This is a genomic window from Nitrospiraceae bacterium (genome assembly GCA_020632595.1).
Taxonomy (GTDB): domain Bacteria; phylum Nitrospirota; class Nitrospiria; order Nitrospirales; family UBA8639; genus Nitrospira_E.
Genome location: JACKFF010000001.1, coordinates 904,034 through 924,896, shown reverse-complemented (window position 1 = coordinate 924,896; position 20,863 = coordinate 904,034). Strand labels below are relative to the sequence as shown.

Here is a 20,863-nt window from a genome sequence, read left to right as displayed (position 1 = left end):
AGATGACTCTCAGGGTTTTGACAATTGGGAAAAGCAAGGATTGCTGACATCTGTTTTGTGGATTTTTGAGAGAAATTTTTTGATTTCATTGTAATCTATGGCACGGACTCCTGCGCATCGCCCTGTGTTATTGGTGGGGACTTATCCCGAAACCCAAGAAATGTTCCGGGATGCGTTCTCTGTGCCGTCTATGGATGCCCCGCCGGTAGAGACCTTATCAAGTGACAAGCGTGTTGCGAGGCCCGGAGCCCAGCCATCTTTACCGCAGTTCACTCTTGTCAGCGTGGAATTGGGGCCTCAGGTTTTAGCGAAGTTCGCAGAGGCTCAAGCTGCGAACAATCCTTTTGCTCTCGTTGTGATTGAGGGTCGTTCAGGGGAATGGGAAATTGTGCGAGATTTGGTTGAGGAGCTATGGAAATGTGATCAGACCTTACGGTGCATATTCTGTCTCCCTTCCAATCGCGCATCTTGGCCCCATCGGCTGGTTGTGAGTCGGCCCGAGCAATGGGCGATACTTCGGATCCCATTTGTTGGAGAAGAAGCCTTTCAATTAGCTTGTTGTTTGAGCCTGCCGGTATTGGAATCGGTGGAACCTGGGTTTGATCGGGCAACCGACTCTGATGAAAACGTTTGTTCCTCTATCCCCTACCTGGATATTGATGGCGATAATGGCGAAGAGGCGACGGGGGCATTGGAGTCTGCTCGTGGCGAATTAGCGGCTTCCAGATATTATGTTGAAAATATTCTTAGATCGATGGCCGATTCCCTATTAGTTATTAATGCCGATATGACTATTGGGGCGGTGAATCCTTCTTTGCTAAATCTTTTAGGTTATCAGGAGGATGAGCTCATTGGGCAGTCGCCCGGCCTAATTTTTGGTGAGGAATTTTCCCAGGGGGCCATCATCGAAAATCTCTTACTTCATGGATCGGTGAGTGGGGTGGAATCCAGTTTCCTGACTCATGAGGGACAGAAAATTACCATTTCGGTCTCTGGTTCGATGATGCAGGATTTGCAGGGGCAATTTCAGGGATTGGTATGTGTGGCCCAGGATATCACTGAACGAAAACGGATGGAAGAAGAGAAGCTGCAATTGCATGAGCAGTTAATGGAAACCTCAAGGCAGTTGGGGATGGCTGAAGTAGCGACTGGTGTGCTGCATAACGTGGGCAATGTGTTAAATAGCATTAATGTGTCTATCGGGGTCATCACGGATCTTTTGAAAAATTCGATGGTGGGAGATGTAGGTCGGATCTCACAGTTATTGGATAGGCATCGTGAAGATCTTGGAACGTACTTATCGCAAAATCCCAAGGGAAAACAACTACCGCATTATTTGGAGAAATTATCGGGGCAATTGAAGGAAGAGCAGCGAGTGGCATTGTTGGAACTGGAGCGCTTGAGGGAGAAGGCCGGGCATGCTCAGCAATGTGTTGCGGCCCAACAGGATCTGGCTAAGCTCAACGGGATGACAGAGCAGGTATGTGTAGCTGAGGTGGTAGCAGAGGCCCTCGCAGTGAATCAAAAGATGTTACAGGAAGCCAACGTTGCGGTGATTCAGGAGTTTCAGGAGGTGCCACAGCTCATCGTGGATAAGCATCAACTCCTTCAGATTTTGGTGGATGTCATTTGTAATGCCTGTCAGGCAATGGAATCGGCTGCGCAGAGGTATTTAGTTGTGCGTATCAAGCTTGTCATTGGCCCTCCGGATTCTCTATGCGTGGAAATTCAGGATACCGGCAGCGGGATTCCTCCGGACGACATTACAAAAATTTTTGGACAAGGGTATAGCACCAAATATCGAGGACGGGGCTTGAGTCTGCATCACGGTGCGTTAATGGCAAAAAATATGGGAGGGGCACTTCGCGCTCAAAGTGAGGGCATGGGGCAAGGCGCCACATTTTTTCTAGACCTGCCAGGGAATTTTCATTTTCCCGATTTGTAACTTCTTCATCCGGCGAATTCAATCGTTTTTGCTGACCATCTCTTCATAATCGTTGTGTTGTTCTGTTGCCTCTTTCTTTTGTTTGTCATTTTTCATGGATTGTCTTGCGGATTTCTACCTCAAGAGGCAGTCTGGTGAAGCCGAGAAAATTTTGAAGGTGTGCTAGGAAGCTTTCAGCCCTCTGCAGTTTTTCTGTGTTTCCGGGAGTATTACACGTGATTGAATATGGGCATCAAGCCGATGATGACTTCTGGAATGGGAAGGAAGAAAGGACTCATAAAAATTGGGTGTCTTCGTTTCATAGTGGAAAGCCGCTGGCTCCCTGGTCGGGATCTTTTTCAGCACGGTTGCTGATGGGAGAGGACACAAAATTTGTGGAGCTTTCATCTCAGGTGTCACCTTATCTTGAGCTTGAGGTGGAAAGGCATGTGCAGGCAGTGGCGGGAAATGCGGGAGTGATCCCGGTTGATCTGGAGCGTGCGTTAAACCTTGGGATCGAAGTGTTTCTGTTGTCCGAAGAATGCGCAGTAGAGTCTTCGTGTATCGCCGCCTTGTGGCGGCATAGCCTCAGAACAGGTTACCTGGCTGCACGGATTGCCTTATATCTGGGATCGAATGCACGGATGGTATGGCAATCGTTTGTGGGAGGGGTGCTCCATGATATTGGCATGCTTGTGTTTTGCACTCAGCAGCCAGGGGTATTTAGGGCGGTTGTAGATATATCTCAATGCCGAGGAGGGAGCTTGGCGGTGCTGGAAAGGCGGGTCTTAGGGTATACTCACGGAGAAATTGGAGCCACTTTTCTGGCGCGATGGGGTATAGATGATGTGCTACTGGCGATTGCGGCCTTCCATGATGATCCATGGAACGCTCCCCATGGGACCTTTGGCCCTTTGACGGCGGTGTATGCCGGAAATTTTGTTGAGGGAGGAGGGATCGGTCAGGATGGGGATGGAGTCATTGGGGGAGAAGGAGAAGCATATTTAACCCGTTTAGGTCTGTGGGATGACCTTCCGATTTGGCAAAGTTGGATGCCAAGCATTCCGCAAATGGCGATTCATTGACTCCAGGTATTGCTCAATACATTGTCCTACGGTTCGCATGACCCCAATGCCCTTTCCATGTTTTCACAGGGATTGATCATTAACCGCCTTTAGCATTTGGCTCGTAATCTCTTCTTCTTTCTCTAGTCCGGTCAAAACTTCTGGAATGCTTTGGGTTCCCATTGCCAACAAGAGGGTGTAGGATTGGTCTGAAGAGTGTGCTTCGGTGTTATCGAATTGAGGGGGAAGGTCAGTTTCCCAGACGACCCGATTGATCACTGTTCTGATTGAAATTTTCTGGCATTCCGGTGATTGTATGGATGACGAATACTGGGTAAGCTGGTAGATAATGATATTGAGAAGAGTCATGAAGGTTTTGTCGATATCTGTGATTGGCGGAGTGATCGTGGGAGGATGCATCCTTTTCCTTCCTCAGACCGTCGTCTCCTTGGACCCTCCTTCTGCCCCGTGTCAAAATCCTGAAGGATGTGTTGCGAAATTTCTTGAACAACTAGAATCTTCCGGAACTGGTTCTGGAGCTCGTTTGGATCATGCCAAGTTTTTCAATGAATTTGTGGCAGCCAATGGTAATTCCGCTTTGGTCAAACATGCTCGGGTTCGTTATGGATATTGGCTCAAGGAATCCTCCCCTCTTGAGGCCATTCCTCTGTTGCAAGCCTCTCTTCGAGATTTCCCTATTCTAGGGGATTATCTCACCTTTTGGATGGGGCAGGCATACTCCCATGCTGGTTTGGGGAAGGAAGCAGCAGAGGCATTTCAACAGTTTAATGAGCATTTTCCCGATTCTTTGCTTCGAGCTGACGCACTCTATGCGGGGGGGGGTGTTTTGGCAAAATTGGGGGATTGCGAATCCGCTCTCTCGATGTGGGCTCAGGCTCTCAGTATAAAATCTGACCATCCCCAATCCCCAAATGCCTTCTTTCAAATGGGTCTATGTTCGGCTCAGATGGGAGAACGGGAAAAGGCCATTGAGATTTTCCGTGAATTATGGTGGAAGTTCCCCTTAGCTCCAGAGCGAGTTCAGGCCGAGTCGTGGCTGCGCCGGGAAGTGGGTTCCTTGTTTCTACCTTCCCCAGAAGAGCGATTTAAGCGTAGCATGGCATTGTATAATGGTGGGGCATTGGAAGAAGCCGTTCAGGAATTTCAACATATTACGTCTCTATCCCCTCCCACTCCTCAGCTTCTTCAGGTTCAATACACGTTGGCCATGGCCTTAGTTCGTTTGAAACGGTATGACCAGGCAGAAGCGATACTAACCTTACTTTCACGTTCCTCCTCCTCCAGAAGAGATGATGCCTGGGTGTGGTTGGGAAGAGTTTACTTGCGTCAGGGGAAAGGGCCAGAATTGGAGGCTCTTGTCGGAACCCTGTCGATTGAAAAAGTAACAGGTGATCAGCAATCATTGCTTCTCACATTTTACGGAATTTGGTTGGAAGATCATGGGCGTTGGCTAGAGGCAGGGAAGGTCTATAAGCGGGCAGCGGCTGTGGCGCATACGCTGACGCAGCGGTTAGATGCGCTTTGGCGAGTGGGGTGGATTCATTATCAACAGAAACAATTCCTTGAAGCCATTGAGGTGTTTCAAGAGATTATCCAGGCAGTTGGAAATCCTCAAACCGATTCTTCTCTGCATGCGGCTTCACAGGCTTTATACTGGCTGGCCCGTGCCCAGGAACATCTCGGACAAATGGAACCCGCGCGAGAACGTCTAAAAAGTTTAAGCCAGGACTACCCATTTACTTACTACGGGCAATTGGCGGAGATTCGGCTCGGTCCCACAGAATTTACGACGAAACAATGGGCGGTGTTGGCATCAACAGACATAATAAATGTGGAGGCTCCAGCTCATCTGCAGCAGGATATCCATTATCAAAAAACTCTAGAGTTACGAACCCTGCGCTTGTATAAGGAAGCAGAACAAGAGCTTGAGGCGGCTTTTGCCCGCTTCGGAGCTGATCCCAAAGCCTTTCCTCAATTGGTCACCTTAGCAAGCGAAGTTGGGGCCTACGACGTCGGGATTCGATTATCTATTCGTCATTTTGGTGGAACGTTGAGGAAAGGACAGCTCCATTCCTCGTCTGCCGCCTGGTTGGGAGCATTTCCCATGGGCTACCAAAGTGTCATTCAATCGTATGCCCCAAAGCATGTGGATCCGTTTTTAGTCGCGGGGCTTATCCGAGAAGAAAGCCTATATAATGCTCGTGTTGTCTCCCCGGTTGGCGCGATTGGCCTGATGCAGCTTATGCCAGAGACGGCCAAAAAAGTTGGGCGTCAATTAGGATTGCAGAAGTCCGATTCTGATCGAAAGGGGCTGGATGAGCCAAATCGCAATATTCAATTAGGGGCGTATTACCTGGGGCAATTACTGAATGAATTTCAGGGCAATATTATTTATGCCGTAGCCGCGTATAACGCAGGACCTCAGGCGGTCAAACGGTGGATTGGGCAAAATGGTCATCGAGATCCAGATGAATTTATCGAGCTGATTGGGTATCGAGAGACTCGTGGATATGTGAAACGCGTACTCGGAAGTTATCGAATTTATCGGACATTGTTTGGGGATGTCTGCCGGGGTGTTTCTCTTGACAGGTTTTGTTGAACGAATTATAGTCCGCCTCGTTTGACCTTGCGAATAAGGAGGCGTGGACGTGAGCGTAGAGAAATTGGAAACGTTGGAGGTTCGAGTTAAAAAATTACTTGATCTTGTTATTGAACTACGGCAGGATAAATCACATCTTGAACAGGAGTTGGAATCGACTCGGGAACGGCTGGCCAAACACGAAGAAATGTCTGAAGGATGGGAAGAGGAGCGAAGCACAATTCGATCCAGAATTGAAAAAGTGCTAGGCGAGCTTGAATTCTTAGACCGTTCAAACGATTAACCTACAGGACTTGAGAATGACGAGGACCATTGAAGTCGAAATCTTTGGTCATCGAATCTCTCTCCAGGGAGAGGGAGATGAGGCGTATTTTCATGAGTTGGCCGGGTATGTTGATGCGCAAATGCGTAACCTCGCCCAAAAAACACGAACAAGCACACCCACAAAGCTGGCTATTTTGGCCGCAATTAACATTACGGATCAGCTCTTCCGACAGGAGAGACACCGGCAGTTTGGAGAAGCTGAAATTGAGCGACGGACTCAAGTCATACTGGAAACGATAGAAAAACATCTTGCTGCCAACCCCCAGTAACCATTCTCTCCTTCATTTCCTCTCGTCCAGCATTAATTTGGTATTACCTTTGAAATCAATTGGTTAAAGTGCTTCGTTCCATTCGTTTTGGGAATGTGGTCGGTCTATTCCCATCATTCAACTGGCACATTGGCTTATTATTGAAATTCCTCATCGTCTTCTGATATTTTACTTTTCATAAGTTATTGAATTTCAAAGAAAGAAAGGAATATCCCTCTTGTGGAGGGAATTGAACTGGAGGCCCACTATGACAAGTATTTTCATAGTCATTGTGGGTTTTTTGTATGATGGGATTGTACGAGGTAGGGAAATTTTATTTAAGGGCAGGTTGAATTCGTGGAAATCGTTCTTTACTAAGCAATTTGCTCATGTCTATCCAAATGGCTCGCCTTTTGATCTAAAAATTTTAAATTTCTGGCCTGTGTTGTATCCATGTTCTTCCAATTCAAGCAGTATCTATGAAGACTGGATTTATTTGGTGAGTCCTTTGCGTGCTGTTATGGGCCCTTTTGGCTTAGAGATTTGCCCTATCTCTCCTCCTCCTCGTCCCCAAAAAATATGGGCCTTCCGTACTATTTGACAGGCAGGTAGGCTTTTCTCCAGTTTTTGTTTTCCTTCCTTTTCTGGTTTTCCCCTGTAGTTTTGCGTGTTTGTTTCCGTCTAAATGGGGAAAATAAATCTTTCTCGTGATTGTGACATGAGAAAACGAATAGGAGCTAACCTATGGACACGGTAATTCCCATACTTGCAGTGGTGGTCGGGCTATTTCTTGGATTTGTGTTATCAAAGGTGTATCAGCAACAGAGAGACTTGAAGCGTCGGTCAGCAGCTGAAGAGCAAGCTCAACAGGTCACCCAAAATGCTCAACGAGAGGCCGAAAATCTAGTCAAAGAAGCAAAAATCGAAGTGAAAGATCTGCTGTTTCAAGCCAAGGCTGAACTTGAAACAAAAGAAAAGGAAAAGAGGAATGAGATTCAAGCCGCGGATCGAAAAATCATCCAGCGAGAAGAGGCCCTCGAGCGTAAGATCAACCAATTTGAAAAACGTGATGAGGAGATGCGACGAAAAGAGCGTACCCTTAAGGAGATGGAAGAAGCTCTAATCAATAAAGCCGCTGCGTGCGACCAAGCCATTAAGGAGCATCGGCTTGCCCTTGAGCAGGTGGCAGGAATTACCGCAGAAGAAGCCAAGCGCCAGTTATTAGGTGAAATTGAAAGTGAAGCACGAATGGATGCGGCATTGTTAACAAAAAGAATTTTGGATGAGGCTAAAGAAACCGCTGAACGAGAGGCTAGAGAAATTGTGACCCGGTCGATACAGCGGATCACAAGAGATTACGTCAACGAGGCTACGATTTCAGTGGTTCCTCTCGCGAATGATAGCATGAAGGGAAGGATTATTGGTCGAGAGGGAAGAAATATTCGAGCTTTGGAGGCTGCAACCGGCGTTGATCTTATTATTGACGAGACCCCGGAGGCAGTGATCGTGTCCGGATTCGATCCCCTTCGAAGGGAGGTCGCGAAAATTGCGCTTGAACGCCTTATGCAGGATGGGCGTATTCACCCGACTCGGATTGAGGAAGTCGTAGAAAAGGTCAAAGGTGACTTAGATAAGTTAATGAGAGACGATGCTGAAAAAGTCATCTTTGAAGTCGGGCTTTCAGATTTTCACCCTGAAATTGTCAAATTATTGGGTCGTCTGAAATATCGAACCAGTTATGGCCAGAATAATTTATATCATGCCAGGGAAGCGTCATATATCTGTGGGATTATGGCCGCAGAGCTGGGGTTAGATGTGAAATTGGCAAAGCGAGGAGCCCTCTTGCATGATATAGGAAAAGTGGTTAGTCATGAAGAGGAGGGGACACATGCGATGCTCGGGGCGGAATTGGCAAAGAAGTATGGAGAGTCGGAGCTCATTGTGAATGCCATTGCTGCCCATCATGAACAAGTTGAGCCGCTGTGCCCCGAATCGGTATTAGTGGCTGCTGCGGAAGCTCTCTCGGCCGCCCGCCCAGGTGCCAGACGCGAAACCCTCGAAGCGTATGTCAAGCGATTGGAAAAGCTGGAATCGTTAGCTACGGGGTTTACGGGGGTTGATAAAGCCTATGCAATCCAGGCTGGGCGTGAAATTCGGGTAATAATTCGTCAAGGAGAATTGAACGACAGTGAAAGTTTTGCTCTGTCTCGGGATTTGGCCAAAAAGATTGAACAAGAACTGACCTACCCTGGGCAGATTAAGGTGACCGTCATTCGAGAAAATCGCTTTATCGAGTTTGCCAAATAGCTCTGTGAGCAAAGGAGATCATGAACGTACTGTTTATCGGAGATATCATGGGAGAGCCTGGCCGTCGGGTGATCTTAAAGCATCTGTCAACGGTTATTCAGGAGCATCAGATTGATCTGGTTATTGGCAATGGAGAGAATGCGGCAGGTGGGTTTGGGATCACACAGGAAGTGGCCGAAGACTTGTTTGATTTGGGTCTTTCAGTCATTACTCTGGGCAATCATGCCTGGGATAAACGTGAAGCTTTAGAGTATCTGCAAAAAGAGCAGCGCGTGATCCGTCCTGCAAATTATCCTGATGGAGTACCAGGGAAAGGCACGTGTGTTGTAGAAACCATTCAGGGGGAGCGCCTGGGGATTTTGCAACTTATGGGTCGAGTATTTATGCCCATGGTGGACTGTCCTTTTCGGGTTGCGGAACGCGAATTGGCTCTATTAACGACGCAGACTCGCTGTATACTCGTGGATATACATGCGGAAACCACTTCAGAAAAAATGGCGATGGGATATTTTTTAGATGGCAAGGTGTCTGCCGTCCTTGGAACCCATACGCATGTTCAAACCGCGGATGAACAAATCTTACCTCAGGGAACAGGATATTTAACCGATGTCGGGATGACCGGCCCTGTTCAATCCGTCATCGGGATGAAACCAAACTTGGTGATTCAGAAATTTCTGACCCAACTTCCAAAAAGATTCGAAGTGGCGACAGGACCTTCTGTTTTAAGTGCGGCAGTAGTAAATCTTAATTACTCAACTGGAAAAACCACTCACATCACGCGCCTTCGTGTGTTTGAGTAACGTATCTTCGTGTCAGGGATTTTCCCTTCAGTGCTTACCGTCTCGGCTCTCACCCGACAGATTCGTTCAACGTTCGAACAAAATTTTCCTCCACTCTGGGTTGAAGGGGAAATTTCTAATCTTCGCTGCCCTTCTTCGGGGCACCGGTATTTTACCCTGAAAGACCAATCGAGTCAGATCAGAGCTGTACTTTTTCGCAGTCAGGTCGACCGGCTGAAATTTGCGCTTCAAGAAGGTTTGGATGTCTTTGTTTTTGGTCGGCTTTCAGTGTATGAACCCCGTGGAGACTATCAATTACTCTTAGAAGTGGTTGAGCCCAAGGGCATTGGTGCGCTGCAATTAGCCTTTATTCAACTGAAGGCAAAGTTGGAAGCCGAAGGATTGTTTGAAGCTTCGAGAAAAAGGCTGCTTCCTCTGTATCCGCATCGGATTGGTCTGGTGACGTCGCCCTCCGGTGCTGCAATCCATGATCTTCTCACCATCATTCATCGACGTTGGCCTTTTGCACAGGTTCTGATTGCTCCTGTTCCTGTGCAAGGAGATGAAGCTGCCGGACGCATCGCTAAGGCTATTGGGGTGCTCAATCAATTGGGCAAATTGGATGTGTTAATTGTCGGGCGCGGTGGAGGATCGTTGGAAGACCTCTGGGCATTTAACGAAGAAATTGTGGTGAGGGCTATCGCCTCTTCCAGGATTCCGGTGGTGTCCGCTGTTGGCCATGAAACCGATCTGACGCTGGCAGATTTGGCCGCTGATTATCGGGCTCCCACTCCCTCTGCTGCGGCAGAGTTGGTGGTTCCGGATTGCTCAACAGTGAGGCATCATCTTGGGCATCAACGAGTACGATTGGAACGGTGCATAAGGAGTTTATGTGTCGCGTGGAGAGGACAAGTTCAGGAATTGACCGGAGGACTGCCTGAGCCTAGACTCGTGCTAGGACAATTCGTACAACAGGTGGATGAGTTAGAGCGACAACTCTATGTAAAAATGAAGCACTGGTGCCGAAATCTGCAGGTGCAATTGCTGAAGCATCAGTCCTCGATGTGGGAGAGGAATCCCCTGATAGACATTCACCGGCAGCAAATGGCTTTGGTTGACCGAGGGGTTCGGCTTGCACGGGGTATGTCGGGGTGCATTCTTGATAAACGACATCAAACAGAGCTGTGGATGTCTCAGCTGAATCAATTAAGTCCTCTTGCGGTCTTAGCGCGGGGGTATAGCATTGTTCACAAGTTGCAAAACGGAAAAGTGGTGAAGCAATCAACCGAAGTGTCTGTAGGAGAGTCTGTACGCGCCAGACTTCATGAAGGCGAATTGATTTGTCTGGTACAGCGTACCCATCCTTTAACCTAAGAAATTCCCTTTTGCTTGATGTTCCGCCATAGCTATAATACAGTCATCTCAAGAGATCGTGAACCCATGTTACGAGAGAGCTGAACCCCCGATTATTTTCGGACGAATTTATGGCTGTTCTGAAATTTGAAAAAGCACTGTCCCGCTTGGAAACTATTGTGGCTGAGTTGGAGCGCGGGGAGCTTTCATTGGATGAATCCCTGAGGATTTTCGAGGAAGGAGTCAAGCTCTCAAAAACCTGCTTGAAAATGCTGGATGATGCAGAACGCAAAGTGGAGATCCTTGTGCAAGACAAGGATGGAAGAAAGCGTATACAGGCTTTTTCAGTTGAGGATTCCAATTTACCAGAATCCTAAATTACCTCCCAACCATCTCTCTCAATCGGTGACCTGCGCACTGTCTGCTTCGTGGGCATGAACAAATGAAGGCTGGTCAGCCATCGGCTCCATCCCGGAGACCATCAAAAGAACGACTGGATTCCCTTGTCCTGACTCAGGAACTGGTCGCAAGCAGAGAGCAGGCCTGCCGACTTATTCTTGCCGGTCGGGTGAAAGTCGATGGGGTCCTGATTGATAAGCCAGGAAAGCTGGTTGCGACAACTGTTTCGCTGGAAGTGACGAAGCCGGAGTCTGCCTATGCCAGCCGAGCCGGTGAAAAGCTGGCACCTGCTTTAGATGCATTTTTTATTTCCTGTTCAGGCTGTGTGGTGATGGATGTAGGTGCCTCCACCGGGGGGTTCACAGATTGTGTGCTGCAACGTGGCGCCAATCGAGTCTATGCCATTGACGTAGGGTATGGGCAGTTAGATTGGAAGCTGAGAACGGATCCTCGTGTTGTGGTCATGGACCGTTGCAATATCCGCCATCTGTGCCCCCGAGATATTCCTGAGCCGGTTGATTTGGCGGTAATCGATGTTTCGTTTATTTCCCTACGTTTGGTATTGCCTGTGATTTTGCCTGTCTTGCGTGATCAGGCGTGTCTCGTCGCTTTGGTCAAACCGCAATTTGAAGTTGGGAAAGGACAAGTCGGAAAAGGAGGCATTGTCCGTGATGAACGATTGCGTGAGCAGGTGAGGGACGGTTTTGTCGATTATGTCCGAACCCTTCGTCTCGACGTCATTGGTGTCATGGATTCGATCCTGTTGGGGAAAAAAGGAAATAAAGAGATGTTGGTGGGAATGAAGAAACGGGAAGATAAGTATTGAATGAGCAAACCAATTAGTTTTCCAATCAGGTAAAAGGAGAAAGCCGGGCATGTCTACAAAAATTCTGGTGACCGGGGGAGCTGGATTCATTGGTTCACATCTGGTTGACCGGTTAATTCAGGAAGGCAATGAAGTCATTGTTGTTGATAATCTCTCTACAGGGAAACGAAAGAATATCAATAAAAAGGCCCAATTTTATAAAATGGATATTCAGAGTAAGCGGATTGAACGGGTATTCCGAAATGAGCGTCCCCTTATTGTCGTCCATCTGGCCGCGCAAATGAGTGTTCGCCATTCCACGGATGATCCGGGATTTGATGCGCAAGTCAATATTTTAGGGACGATCAATGTTTTAGAACATGCCGTGAGGCAGGGTGTGCGAAAGGTGACATTTGCATCGTCGGGTGGTGTGGTTTACGGGGAACAGGAAATATTTCCGGCATCAGAGTCGCACCGGACAGAACCTCTTTCTCCTTATGGAATCAGTAAACTGGCTGGAGAAAAATATCTAGCCTATTACGCAAATGCAACCGGACTCCGGTATGTGGCGCTTCGTTTTGCGAATGTTTACGGGCCCAGGCAGGACTCTGAGGGGGAGGCAGGGGTCGTAGCTATTTTCTCAAAACAAATGCTGGATGGTGGTCAACCGATTGTCAATGGAACTGGGAAGCAGACAAGAGATTTTATCTATGTAGATGATGCTGTGGAAGCGATTTTGGTGACCTTGGGAGAGGATGTTCAGGGAATTTTTAATGTGGGAACTGGTCAAGAGACGACTATCAACGAATGTTATGGAATTATTAAAAGTTTAACGAAGTGCCAATGCAAAGAGCTGTATGGAGCGGCAAAGAAAGGCGAGCAATTCCGGAGTGTGTTGGATGTGACAAAACTCAGAGAGGTATTTGGCTGGGATCCTCAGGTTACATTGCAGGAAGGGCTTACCCGGACAGTCGATTTTTTTCGTGGAGCCGGAAAATAACCTATCCGTGGCCCGCAGGAGGAGAATGGTTTCACCTGATAGCCTATCTGTTAGTACCTGGGAACGGATTGATCGATCTCAATGGACCAGGCTTCAATTCCTCCAATCAGGTTTTTAACGTTGGAAAAACCCTGTTGCAAAAGAAACCCTACGGCATCCGCACTCCGCATTCCTTTATGACAATACGCGACAATCTCAGCGCTCGGGTCCAATTGTTTCAGGGAGTGGGGAACCTGCCCAAGAGGTATCAGCACTGATCCCTCTATCTTTGCCAGGGAGTATTCGTGGGGTTCTCGGACATCCAACAAGAAAATTTTATCGCCTTTATCCATGCGAGCTTTTAATTCCCTGACAGTGATGGTGTAACTCATATTTGAAAGCCTCCTTACGCTTCTGAGGTACTCTTTATAGACAAATGATCATAGCGGCTGAATTTTCAGGGTGTCAATTTTTTCTTTGTGAGAGCGGGAGGGAGCAGCATCATGCCGGAACAGTCGATCGTTTCGATTGAACAGATTTCACAGTTTGAAGGGCAGGACATTACCATCAAGGGATGGATCCGCAACAGACGGTCGAGCGGAAAATTGAGCTTTTTGACGGTGCGTGATGGCACAGGAGATCTCCAGGCTATTTTAAGTAAAGGGGAGGTTGGTGACGACCAATTTTCTTTGTGTAGTCAGTTAACCCAGGAGTCTTCTGTGATTCTGACTGGAAAACCTCGAAGGGATGCTCGAGCGCCAGGTGGATTTGAACTTGATGTTTCCACGTTGGCAATAATTCACATTGCAGAACCCTTTCCTATCCAACCCAAAGACCATGGAGTTGGTTTTCTGATGGAGTATCGGCATCTCTGGTTGCGGTCTCGACGCCAGCATGCCATTTTACGGGTTCGCCATGAAATAATTCGGGCGTGTCGTGATTTTTTTGATAATAGAGGCTTTACCTTAATTGACACGCCGATTTTTACCCCAAACGCCTGCGAGGGCACCACGACCTTATTTCAAACCCAATATTTTGACCAGGTAGCCTATTTAGCTCAAAGCGGACAATTATATGGAGAAGCGGCTGCAACGGCTTTTGGGAAAATATACTGTTTTGGTCCAACCTTTCGAGCGGAAAAATCAAAAACCAGGCGCCATTTGATGGAGTTTTGGATGGTTGAACCGGAAATGGCCTTCGCCGACCTACCGGATGCCATGCAACTGGCAGAGGAATTGGTTTCAACAGTTATTCAGCGAGTCGTTGAAACTCGTCGACCTGAGTTGGAAATATTAGAGCGGGATATTTCTAAATTAGAAGCCATGGCTCAACCCTTTCCACGAATAACTTATGAAGAGGCTCTGACGCGTCTTCAACAAAAAGGGGTCGCCATTCAATTCGGCGATGATTTCGGAGCCGATGACGAAACATTTTTAGCCCAGGAATTTGATCGTCCGGTGATTGTTCACCGGTATCCGGCTGCGGCTAAAGCATTTTATATGGCGAAAGATCCAGAAAGGCCGGATTTGGCATTATGTATGGATATGCTCGCGCCGGAGGGATATGGAGAAATCATTGGAGGGGGGCAACGAATCCATGATTTAAGTGAATTGCTGTTGCAAATTAAAGCTCACGGCCTTCCTGAGGAGGCATTTAAGTGGTATGTGGATTTGCGACGATACGGCACGGTTCCTCATGCTGGTTTTGGTATGGGAATTGAGCGAGTCGTCGCCTGGATTTGTGGATTGGATCATGTTCGAGAAACGATTCCATTCCCCAGGATGCTCTATACGTTGTATCCTTAAAAATATTTTTAAAGAATGACCTTGGGCTTCTCAAATATTTTGGCCATGGTTCCTAAATTTCTTATTCCCTAGCTCCTCCTTTCTTGCAACATTTTTTGAATGCTTGACATCATAGGCGAGGGTTGTATACTTCCAGGTGTGGGAGAAAGTGGGATGATTTCCACATGTATTGTAAAATGAAACAAGCTGTGCATGAATGATGTTCATAAACCGGTACTCGTAGATGAAATCTGTTTTTGGCTTAAACCGCTGCCGGGCGGGATCTATGTTGATTGTACTGTGGGAATTGGTGGAACGTCGCTGAAGATACTGGAAAAAAGCGGAAAAGATGCTCATATTATTGGTTTGGACCGTGATTATCAGGCCGTTTCTCTTGCGAAAAAGACATTAAGTGAGTACGAATCGTCTGTAAATATAATACATGGGAATTTCTCCCACATTCGAGATTTTGTTCAGAAGTCCGGCTATGAGAAGGTTGACGGGGTGGTGTTTGATTTAGGGGTGTCCTCGTTGCAGCTGGACCGAGCAGAGCGTGGCTTTAGTTTTTCCCTGAGTGGCCCATTGGATATGCGAATGGATCAAACCCAGAAAGTAACAGCAGCTGATCTGGTGAATCATCTTCCGGAAAAAGAGCTAGCCGATGTCATTTTCACGTATGGGGAAGAACGATATTCCCGTCGAATCGCCCGTGCAATCGTGCAGGCCAGAAAGGCCGATCTTATTCAGACCACGCAGGCCCTGGTGTCTGTCCTTGAGGGTGCGCTTCCTTACGCCTACAAAAAGGGGCGCTTACATTTTGCGACCAGAACATTTCAGGGATTAAGGATCTGCGTGAATCGTGAATTGGATTTGCTCGAGCCGGCTATCCGGGATGCCATCGAGCTGTTGAAGGATGGCGGAAGGGTGTGTGTCGTCGCATTTCACTCGTTAGAAGATCGTATTGTGAAGCAGACGTTTCGTTCTCTGGCGCAGAGAGAGCATCCAAAAGTTGCATTGCTGGTCAAGAAGCCTGTGACTCCGAGTGTGTTAGAAATGCAACAAAATCCTCGTGCCAGAAGCGCTAAGTTACGTGTGGCCGAGCGCCTTCCGGAAGGAGAGACCCTATGAGAAAAAACGTGTTCCTTGGCGTCATGATTCTATTGGGGGTGTGGTGTCTGCTCTATGTTGGGGTCAAGATAGACATGTGGCGACTGGGATATGCCATTGAAGAGTTGGAAACTCAGCGTGCGATGTTCAAAAAACAGCAAGAAGGCTTGCAGGTCCGGCTGTCGCAGTTAACGGATCCACAACGAGTTGCTCAACGGGCCCAAAGCCAATTGGGACTTACCGTGGCTCAGGAAGGGCAGATCGTTATGGTCTCCCTGGATACGTTACCCCAGTCTGAATCGGATGGAAATTTTCCTGTTCGTTTGGTCCGTGAGTTTGGTCATACCGTTGTGAGCCTTCCGTGAAAACGCCATCTCAGGACATTCATCCCGTCTGTCGTATCCGCAGTGGCATTGTCTGCTTGGGCCTCCTTTGCGGGTTTGTGCTTATTGGCTGCCGGTTGTTTTACCTGCAGGTCCTTCAAGCGGACATTGGGGCTCATCAGGCACAGCAGCAACACGAAAAAACCGTGATTGTGCAGCCGGATCGAGGGGTCATTGTTGATCGGCAAGGTCACCCATTGGCTCTCAATGTGGAAGTGTCCTCATTGTATGTGCGGCCGCCGTCCTTAAATGATCCACAACGGGTCGCCCGATCGCTAGCGCCGATCTTACAAATGTCCGTCAAGGAATTACGCGATTTGTTCACACGAAATCAGCCATACGTTTGGGTTAAACGCAATATTCCGGAAACCGTTGTCAAGGAAGTGGAGGCGTTGAATATATCCGGATTGGGATTGACCAAAGAACCGCATCGTTTTTATCCCAAGGGAGAATTGGTATCTCACCTCGTGGGGTTTGCCGGAATTGATAGCCAAGGATTAGAAGGGGTGGAACTTCAATATGAGTCCTATCTACGGGGTGAAAAAAACCTGGTGAAATACCAAAGAGACGCTTTGGGCAGAAAGCTCGCCTCACCCCCCAGTCATGATTCCGTACCCTTGTCGACCGGGTATCACCTCACTTTGACCATAGATGAGGTTGTCCAATTCATTGCGGAGGCGGAGTTGGCGCAAGCCTTAAAGCAAAGCGGTGCGAAGTCTGGAAGCATTGTGATCATGGACCCCTTAACCGGAGCGATTCTGGCGTGGGCCCTTCATCCGACTTTTGACCCTAATCACTTAGGGCAGTTTTCCACTCAGGATTGGCGGAATCGACTGGTGACGGATCCTTATGAGCCGGGGTCAACGTTGAAAATTGTGGTGGCAGCTGCGGCGCTTGAAGAGCAGGTGATGTCTCCAGACACGTTAATCTATGGGGGCGACGGAAAGATGTCGGTGGCAGGGACCATTGTGCATGATCCGGCAAAAACCAGTTGGATGACGTTTTCCGAAGCGCTGGCGCAATCGAGTAATGTGGGTGCGATCAAAGTCGCCATGGAATTAGGGCAAGACCGGGTTTTTCGGTATTTAAAAGCGTTTGGATTCGGAGAAAAAACCGAAATCGATCTGCCGGGAGAGTCCTCAGGGATACTCCGAGAGCTCAATAAATGGAGTGGTCGAAGCCTTTCTTCCATTGCCATGGGTCAGGAGATCGCCGTGACCCCTATTCAAATGGTCACAGCCATGTCAGTGGTGGCCAATGGTGGTTGGCTGATGACGCCCTATGTTGTCTCTTCGATACTGGATTCAAACGGACAGGCTGTCTTGACCAAAGATCCGCAACCCAAACGGCGACCCATTTCGCTTGAGACAACCGGCACGTTAACTCGGATTCTCGAACGGGCCGTAGAGGCAGGCACAGGCAAGCGTGCGAGGCTTGCCGGATATCGAGCTGCGGGTAAGACGGGGACAGCTCAAAAAATTGACCCGAAAACCGGGTCCTACTCTTCTTCACAAGTGATAGCTTCGTTTGTCGGATTTGCACCGGTCGAGCGCCCGCGTCTGGCCATGTTAGTCGTGATTGATGAGCCGACAATTGGGAACTGGGGTGGGGAAATTGCGGCTCCGGTCTTTCGAAAGGTCGCAGAGCGCGTCTTGCCCCATTTGGGAGTGTTACCCGGTGGATCCGCAGTTATTCGCACGGCTGCGGCAAATTCACCTATTTCTTCACCGCAGCCCATTGTGCAGTAATCTGTGACGCTTCAAGAGCTTCTTGCCTCACTGGATACGGTGGTCACTGAAGGTGATCTTCAGGCTGAGGTTGTGTCCGTTACCGAGGACTCCAGAGAAGTGAAGCCTGGTTCAGTATTTGTGGCCATCAAGGGGGAGCACTATGATGGACATCAGTTTGTGAGACTGGCTCAAAAGCAAGGGGCAGTTGCTGTGGTGGTGGAGGAGGGATTTGAGACTCAGGATCCACCATTAGGAGGAAGCTCGTCTGCGCTCATTCGAGTGACAAATTCCCGAAAGGCATTGGGGGTGTTGGCGGCAAAAATTTCCGGTATGCCTTCTACTCACCTGCGCATGGTGGGGGTCACGGGGACGAATGGCAAAACCACGGTGACGCATTTAGCCAAATCCCTGCTGGAAGCTCAAGGACATCATGTGGGACTCTTGGGGACCGTAGGCTATGTGTTCGGAACCGAGCGCCGTGTGGCGTCACATACCACCCCGGCTCCTGTCGAGCTACAGAACATGTTGAGCGCCATGGTCAATGCCGGAATGGATGTCGCGGTCATGGAGGTCTCTTCTCATGCGTTGGCCTTAGAGCGGATAGCCGGCTGTGAATTTGACATAGTCGTGTTTACCAATCTGACGCAAGACCATTTAGACTTTCATCACACGTTGGATGACTATTTTCAGGCGAAACTCCGTTTATTTACCGAATGCGTCGATAGCGGTCAGAAGACCTGCCCCAAACGAGCCCTCATCAATGCGGATGATGAGCGGGCCTCCCTGATTCTTCAACATTGTTCCATTCCGACCTGGACATATGGGCTCCATTCCCACGCAGACATCAGAGCGGAATCCGTGCGCCTTTCTATGGGAGGAACCGAGTTTCTGGTGAACAGTCCCAAGGGCCCGTTGTCAATCAACAGCCAATTGGTGGGAGAACATAATGTGTCGAATATGCTGGCTGCGATCGGAATTGGCCTGGAAATGGGTATGACGGTTCCGATGATTGAACAAGCCGTGCAGTCAGTAGCCAATGTACCTGGACGGTTTGAACGCATCAATGAAGGTCAACCATTTACGGTCGTCGTGGATTATGCGCATACCGAAGATGCGCTGTATCGGTTGCTTCGATCGGCGCAAGCCATCACAAAAGGGCGAATCATTACCCTCTTTGGTTGTGGGGGAGACCGGGATCCCGGAAAACGGCCCAAGATGGGGCAGGTTGCGGCACGACATAGCGATGTGGTGATCGTTACGTCCGATAATCCACGAACGGAAAATCCCGAAACAATTGTGACTCAAATCGAAAAGGGCATTCAATCCCTGCCACCGGACGAACGGTGTCCCTATCGGATCATTACCGATCGAGCCGAAGCCATTCAAGCCGCGGTTTCAGAAGCCAAAGACGGAGATCTGTTATTGATCGCGGGAAAGGGGCATGAAGACTATCAAATTCTCGGCACTCAAAAAATTCATTTTGATGACCGTGAAGAAGCCAGGAAGGCCATTCATCGACAGATGGGTTCCCGGTAGCGCAGACGATTCGAGATGGCAGCTTTTGAGATCAACGAAGTGCTCGATGCGACGGAGGGGAGGTTGCTTCTACAGGGACCACAGAAAAGGAGAATGCTTCGAGTGCAAACGGATTCGCGGGAGATTCAATCCGGTGATTTGTTTCTGGCCTTGAAAGGAGAGAAATTTGATGGCCATGAATTTGTGAAAACGGCCTGCAAACTGGGAGCCCGAGGTGTGGTGGTTGAAGAGGCGCAAGCCCGGGAAATATTGACGCAAGTACGTCAGGCTGGCTCGGTTCCTGTCATGGTGGTGGCGGTAAACAATACTCTACGAGCTTACCAGGACTTAGCCAAATTTCATCGATTGCGCTTTTCAATTCCGGTGGTGGCCATTACCGGCAGCAATGGAAAAACGACGACAAAGGAAATGGTGTCCCAGGTGCTGGCGACTCGCTGGTGCGTCCATAAAACGCAAGGGAATTTTAATAATGCCATAGGTGTACCCAGGACGCTCCTTGGTCTTCGCTCCGGACACCAGGCTGCTGTAATAGAAATGGGGGTAGATCAAGTGGGGCAGACGAGTCAATTGTGTGACATAACCAGGCCTACGGCAGGGGTGATCACCAATGTCGGTCCCGACCATTTGGAATTTTACGGTACCATGGCGCGGTCGGCGAGGTCGAAAGCCGAGCTATTGGATTGGCTTCCTCGAACTGATGGTTCGGCCATTCTGAATGCCGACGACCGGTATTTTGAAATGTTTTCCAGGAAAGCCAAATGCCCGGTGATCTCATTCGGGATGTCGGGTCAGGCGGATGTTCGGGCGGCCGACCTGGAGTGGAACGGACGGAGAACGGAATTCCGCCTGTTCTTACCTCATCGAAAATTGGCCAAACGCGCGAATGTGCGAATCATGGGCCCGCACAATATTGCCAATGCACTGGCTGGCGCGTCAGTGGGCTGTGCCATGGGATTGTCGGGCGATGATATCGTCTCGGGCTTACAAAAGTTTCGCCCTGCTCCCATGCGGTCGGAGATTCGCAGGTGGGGTGGAGTGCTGTATCTCTATGATTGTTATAACGCCAACCCTGCTTCAGTCAAAGCCGCGTTGGAATCGCTTGTTGGACTGAATGCTGCCAGACGGACGATCGCCGTATTGGGTGACATGCTTGAGTTGGGGCCTAAGGAGGCCCAGTTTCATCAGGAAATAGGACGCGATGCTGCCAAGCACCATGTCACCCATTTAATTGCCTGTGGTGCGTTTGGGCCCAACATGGCCGACGGTGCCCGACAAGTACACGGACCCACACAGGTGTCCGTGGTGAGAGATGCCATGGAAGCCGGGGCCTTGCTGAAAACAATGGTGAAGCGTGGGGATGCGGTGCTCATTAAGGCTTCCCGTGGAGCAAAAATGGAGCGAGTGCTCGACGCCGTCCGCCCCGGGTCCTAGGCTGCATGAATTGGGCTGGATACTTGGGCCCAAAGGAGTCCTTGAGAGAAAACGTCTACTCCTGATGATGAATGAGCAACACTATCAGGG

Annotated in this window: 19 protein-coding genes; 17 read left to right on the top strand and 2 right to left on the bottom strand. The window is 49.0% G+C overall.

The window, feature by feature from the left end; all coding sequences use genetic code 11:
* Positions 1-97: 97 nt before the first annotated feature.
* Positions 98-1,945 carry a PAS domain S-box protein gene (locus H6750_04265; GenBank protein MCB9773522.1) on the top strand — a complete coding sequence of 616 codons (1,848 nt, stop codon included), beginning with the start codon at positions 98-100 and terminating at the stop codon, positions 1,943-1,945.
* A gap of 215 nt (positions 1,946-2,160) precedes the next feature.
* Entirely contained in the window at positions 2,161-3,009 is an 849-nt protein-coding gene (locus H6750_04260; protein ID MCB9773521.1) for an HDOD domain-containing protein, read from the top strand.
* Between the two features lie 63 nt (positions 3,010-3,072).
* Here the strand turns inward: H6750_04260 and H6750_04255 are convergent, their stop codons facing one another.
* A complete protein-coding gene (locus H6750_04255; GenBank protein MCB9773520.1) occupies positions 3,073-3,408 on the bottom strand; it encodes a hypothetical protein in 336 nt (111 codons plus the stop codon).
* 124 nt (positions 3,409-3,532) lie between these two features.
* Here H6750_04255 and H6750_04250 point away from each other — a divergent pair, with 124 nt between their 5' ends.
* From H6750_04250 to H6750_04210, 9 genes are all read left to right on the top strand, one after another.
* Complete coding sequence (locus H6750_04250; GenBank protein MCB9773519.1) at positions 3,533-5,608, top strand: transglycosylase SLT domain-containing protein; 2,076 nt, start codon at positions 3,533-3,535, stop codon at positions 5,606-5,608.
* Between the two features lie 49 nt (positions 5,609-5,657).
* A complete protein-coding gene (gene zapB / locus H6750_04245; GenBank protein ID MCB9773518.1) occupies positions 5,658-5,891 on the top strand; it encodes a cell division protein ZapB in 234 nt (77 codons plus the stop codon).
* Positions 5,892-5,907: 16 nt separating this feature from the next.
* Positions 5,908-6,201, top strand: a complete 294-nt coding sequence (locus H6750_04240; GenBank protein MCB9773517.1) for a cell division protein ZapA — start codon at positions 5,908-5,910, stop codon at positions 6,199-6,201.
* 723 nt (positions 6,202-6,924) lie between these two features.
* Positions 6,925-8,487 carry a ribonuclease Y gene (gene rny, locus H6750_04235; protein ID MCB9773516.1) on the top strand — a complete coding sequence of 521 codons (1,563 nt, stop codon included), beginning with the start codon at positions 6,925-6,927 and terminating at the stop codon, positions 8,485-8,487.
* Between the two features lie 20 nt (positions 8,488-8,507).
* On the top strand, positions 8,508-9,287 hold the full coding sequence (locus H6750_04230; GenBank protein ID MCB9773515.1) for a TIGR00282 family metallophosphoesterase: 780 nt from the start codon (positions 8,508-8,510) through the stop codon (positions 9,285-9,287).
* Positions 9,288-9,317: 30 nt separating this feature from the next.
* The gene (locus H6750_04225) at positions 9,318-10,640 is read left to right on the top strand and encodes an exodeoxyribonuclease VII large subunit (protein MCB9773514.1); all 1,323 of its coding nucleotides are present in this window, start codon (positions 9,318-9,320) and stop codon (positions 10,638-10,640) included.
* A 110-nt stretch (positions 10,641-10,750) separates the two neighbouring features.
* Entirely contained in the window at positions 10,751-10,996 is a 246-nt protein-coding gene (gene xseB, locus H6750_04220; protein MCB9773513.1) for an exodeoxyribonuclease VII small subunit, read from the top strand.
* A gap of 65 nt (positions 10,997-11,061) precedes the next feature.
* The gene (locus H6750_04215; protein ID MCB9773512.1) at positions 11,062-11,844 is read left to right on the top strand and encodes a TlyA family RNA methyltransferase; all 783 of its coding nucleotides are present in this window, start codon (positions 11,062-11,064) and stop codon (positions 11,842-11,844) included.
* A gap of 49 nt (positions 11,845-11,893) precedes the next feature.
* The gene (locus tag H6750_04210; protein MCB9773511.1) at positions 11,894-12,823 is read left to right on the top strand and encodes an NAD-dependent epimerase/dehydratase family protein; all 930 of its coding nucleotides are present in this window, start codon (positions 11,894-11,896) and stop codon (positions 12,821-12,823) included.
* 50 nt (positions 12,824-12,873) lie between these two features.
* Here H6750_04210 and H6750_04205 read toward each other — a convergent pair whose 3' ends face one another.
* Positions 12,874-13,194: a rhodanese gene (locus H6750_04205; protein ID MCB9773510.1), complete on the bottom strand. Its 321-nt coding sequence runs from the start codon at positions 13,192-13,194 to the stop codon at positions 12,874-12,876.
* A gap of 111 nt (positions 13,195-13,305) precedes the next feature.
* On the opposite strand from H6750_04205, the gene asnS reads away from it, so the two are divergent.
* From asnS to murF, 6 genes are all read left to right on the top strand, one after another.
* The gene (asnS, locus tag H6750_04200; GenBank protein ID MCB9773509.1) at positions 13,306-14,607 is read left to right on the top strand and encodes an asparagine--tRNA ligase; all 1,302 of its coding nucleotides are present in this window, start codon (positions 13,306-13,308) and stop codon (positions 14,605-14,607) included.
* A gap of 192 nt (positions 14,608-14,799) precedes the next feature.
* The gene (rsmH, locus tag H6750_04195; GenBank protein ID MCB9773508.1) at positions 14,800-15,714 is read left to right on the top strand and encodes a 16S rRNA (cytosine(1402)-N(4))-methyltransferase RsmH; all 915 of its coding nucleotides are present in this window, start codon (positions 14,800-14,802) and stop codon (positions 15,712-15,714) included.
* Positions 15,711-16,058, top strand: coding sequence for a hypothetical protein (locus tag H6750_04190; GenBank protein MCB9773507.1), 348 nt, complete (start codon positions 15,711-15,713; stop codon positions 16,056-16,058). The genes rsmH and H6750_04190 overlap by 4 nt, the downstream gene beginning before the upstream one ends.
* Positions 16,055-17,824 carry a penicillin-binding protein 2 gene (locus H6750_04185; GenBank protein MCB9773506.1) on the top strand — a complete coding sequence of 590 codons (1,770 nt, stop codon included), beginning with the start codon at positions 16,055-16,057 and terminating at the stop codon, positions 17,822-17,824. The genes H6750_04190 and H6750_04185 overlap by 4 nt, the downstream gene beginning before the upstream one ends.
* Before the next feature lie 3 nt (positions 17,825-17,827).
* Positions 17,828-19,342 carry a UDP-N-acetylmuramoyl-L-alanyl-D-glutamate--2,6-diaminopimelate ligase gene (locus tag H6750_04180; protein MCB9773505.1) on the top strand — a complete coding sequence of 505 codons (1,515 nt, stop codon included), beginning with the start codon at positions 17,828-17,830 and terminating at the stop codon, positions 19,340-19,342.
* A gap of 93 nt (positions 19,343-19,435) precedes the next feature.
* Complete coding sequence (gene murF, locus H6750_04175) at positions 19,436-20,773, top strand: UDP-N-acetylmuramoyl-tripeptide--D-alanyl-D-alanine ligase (protein MCB9773504.1); 1,338 nt, start codon at positions 19,436-19,438, stop codon at positions 20,771-20,773.
* Positions 20,774-20,863 lie beyond the last annotated feature (90 nt).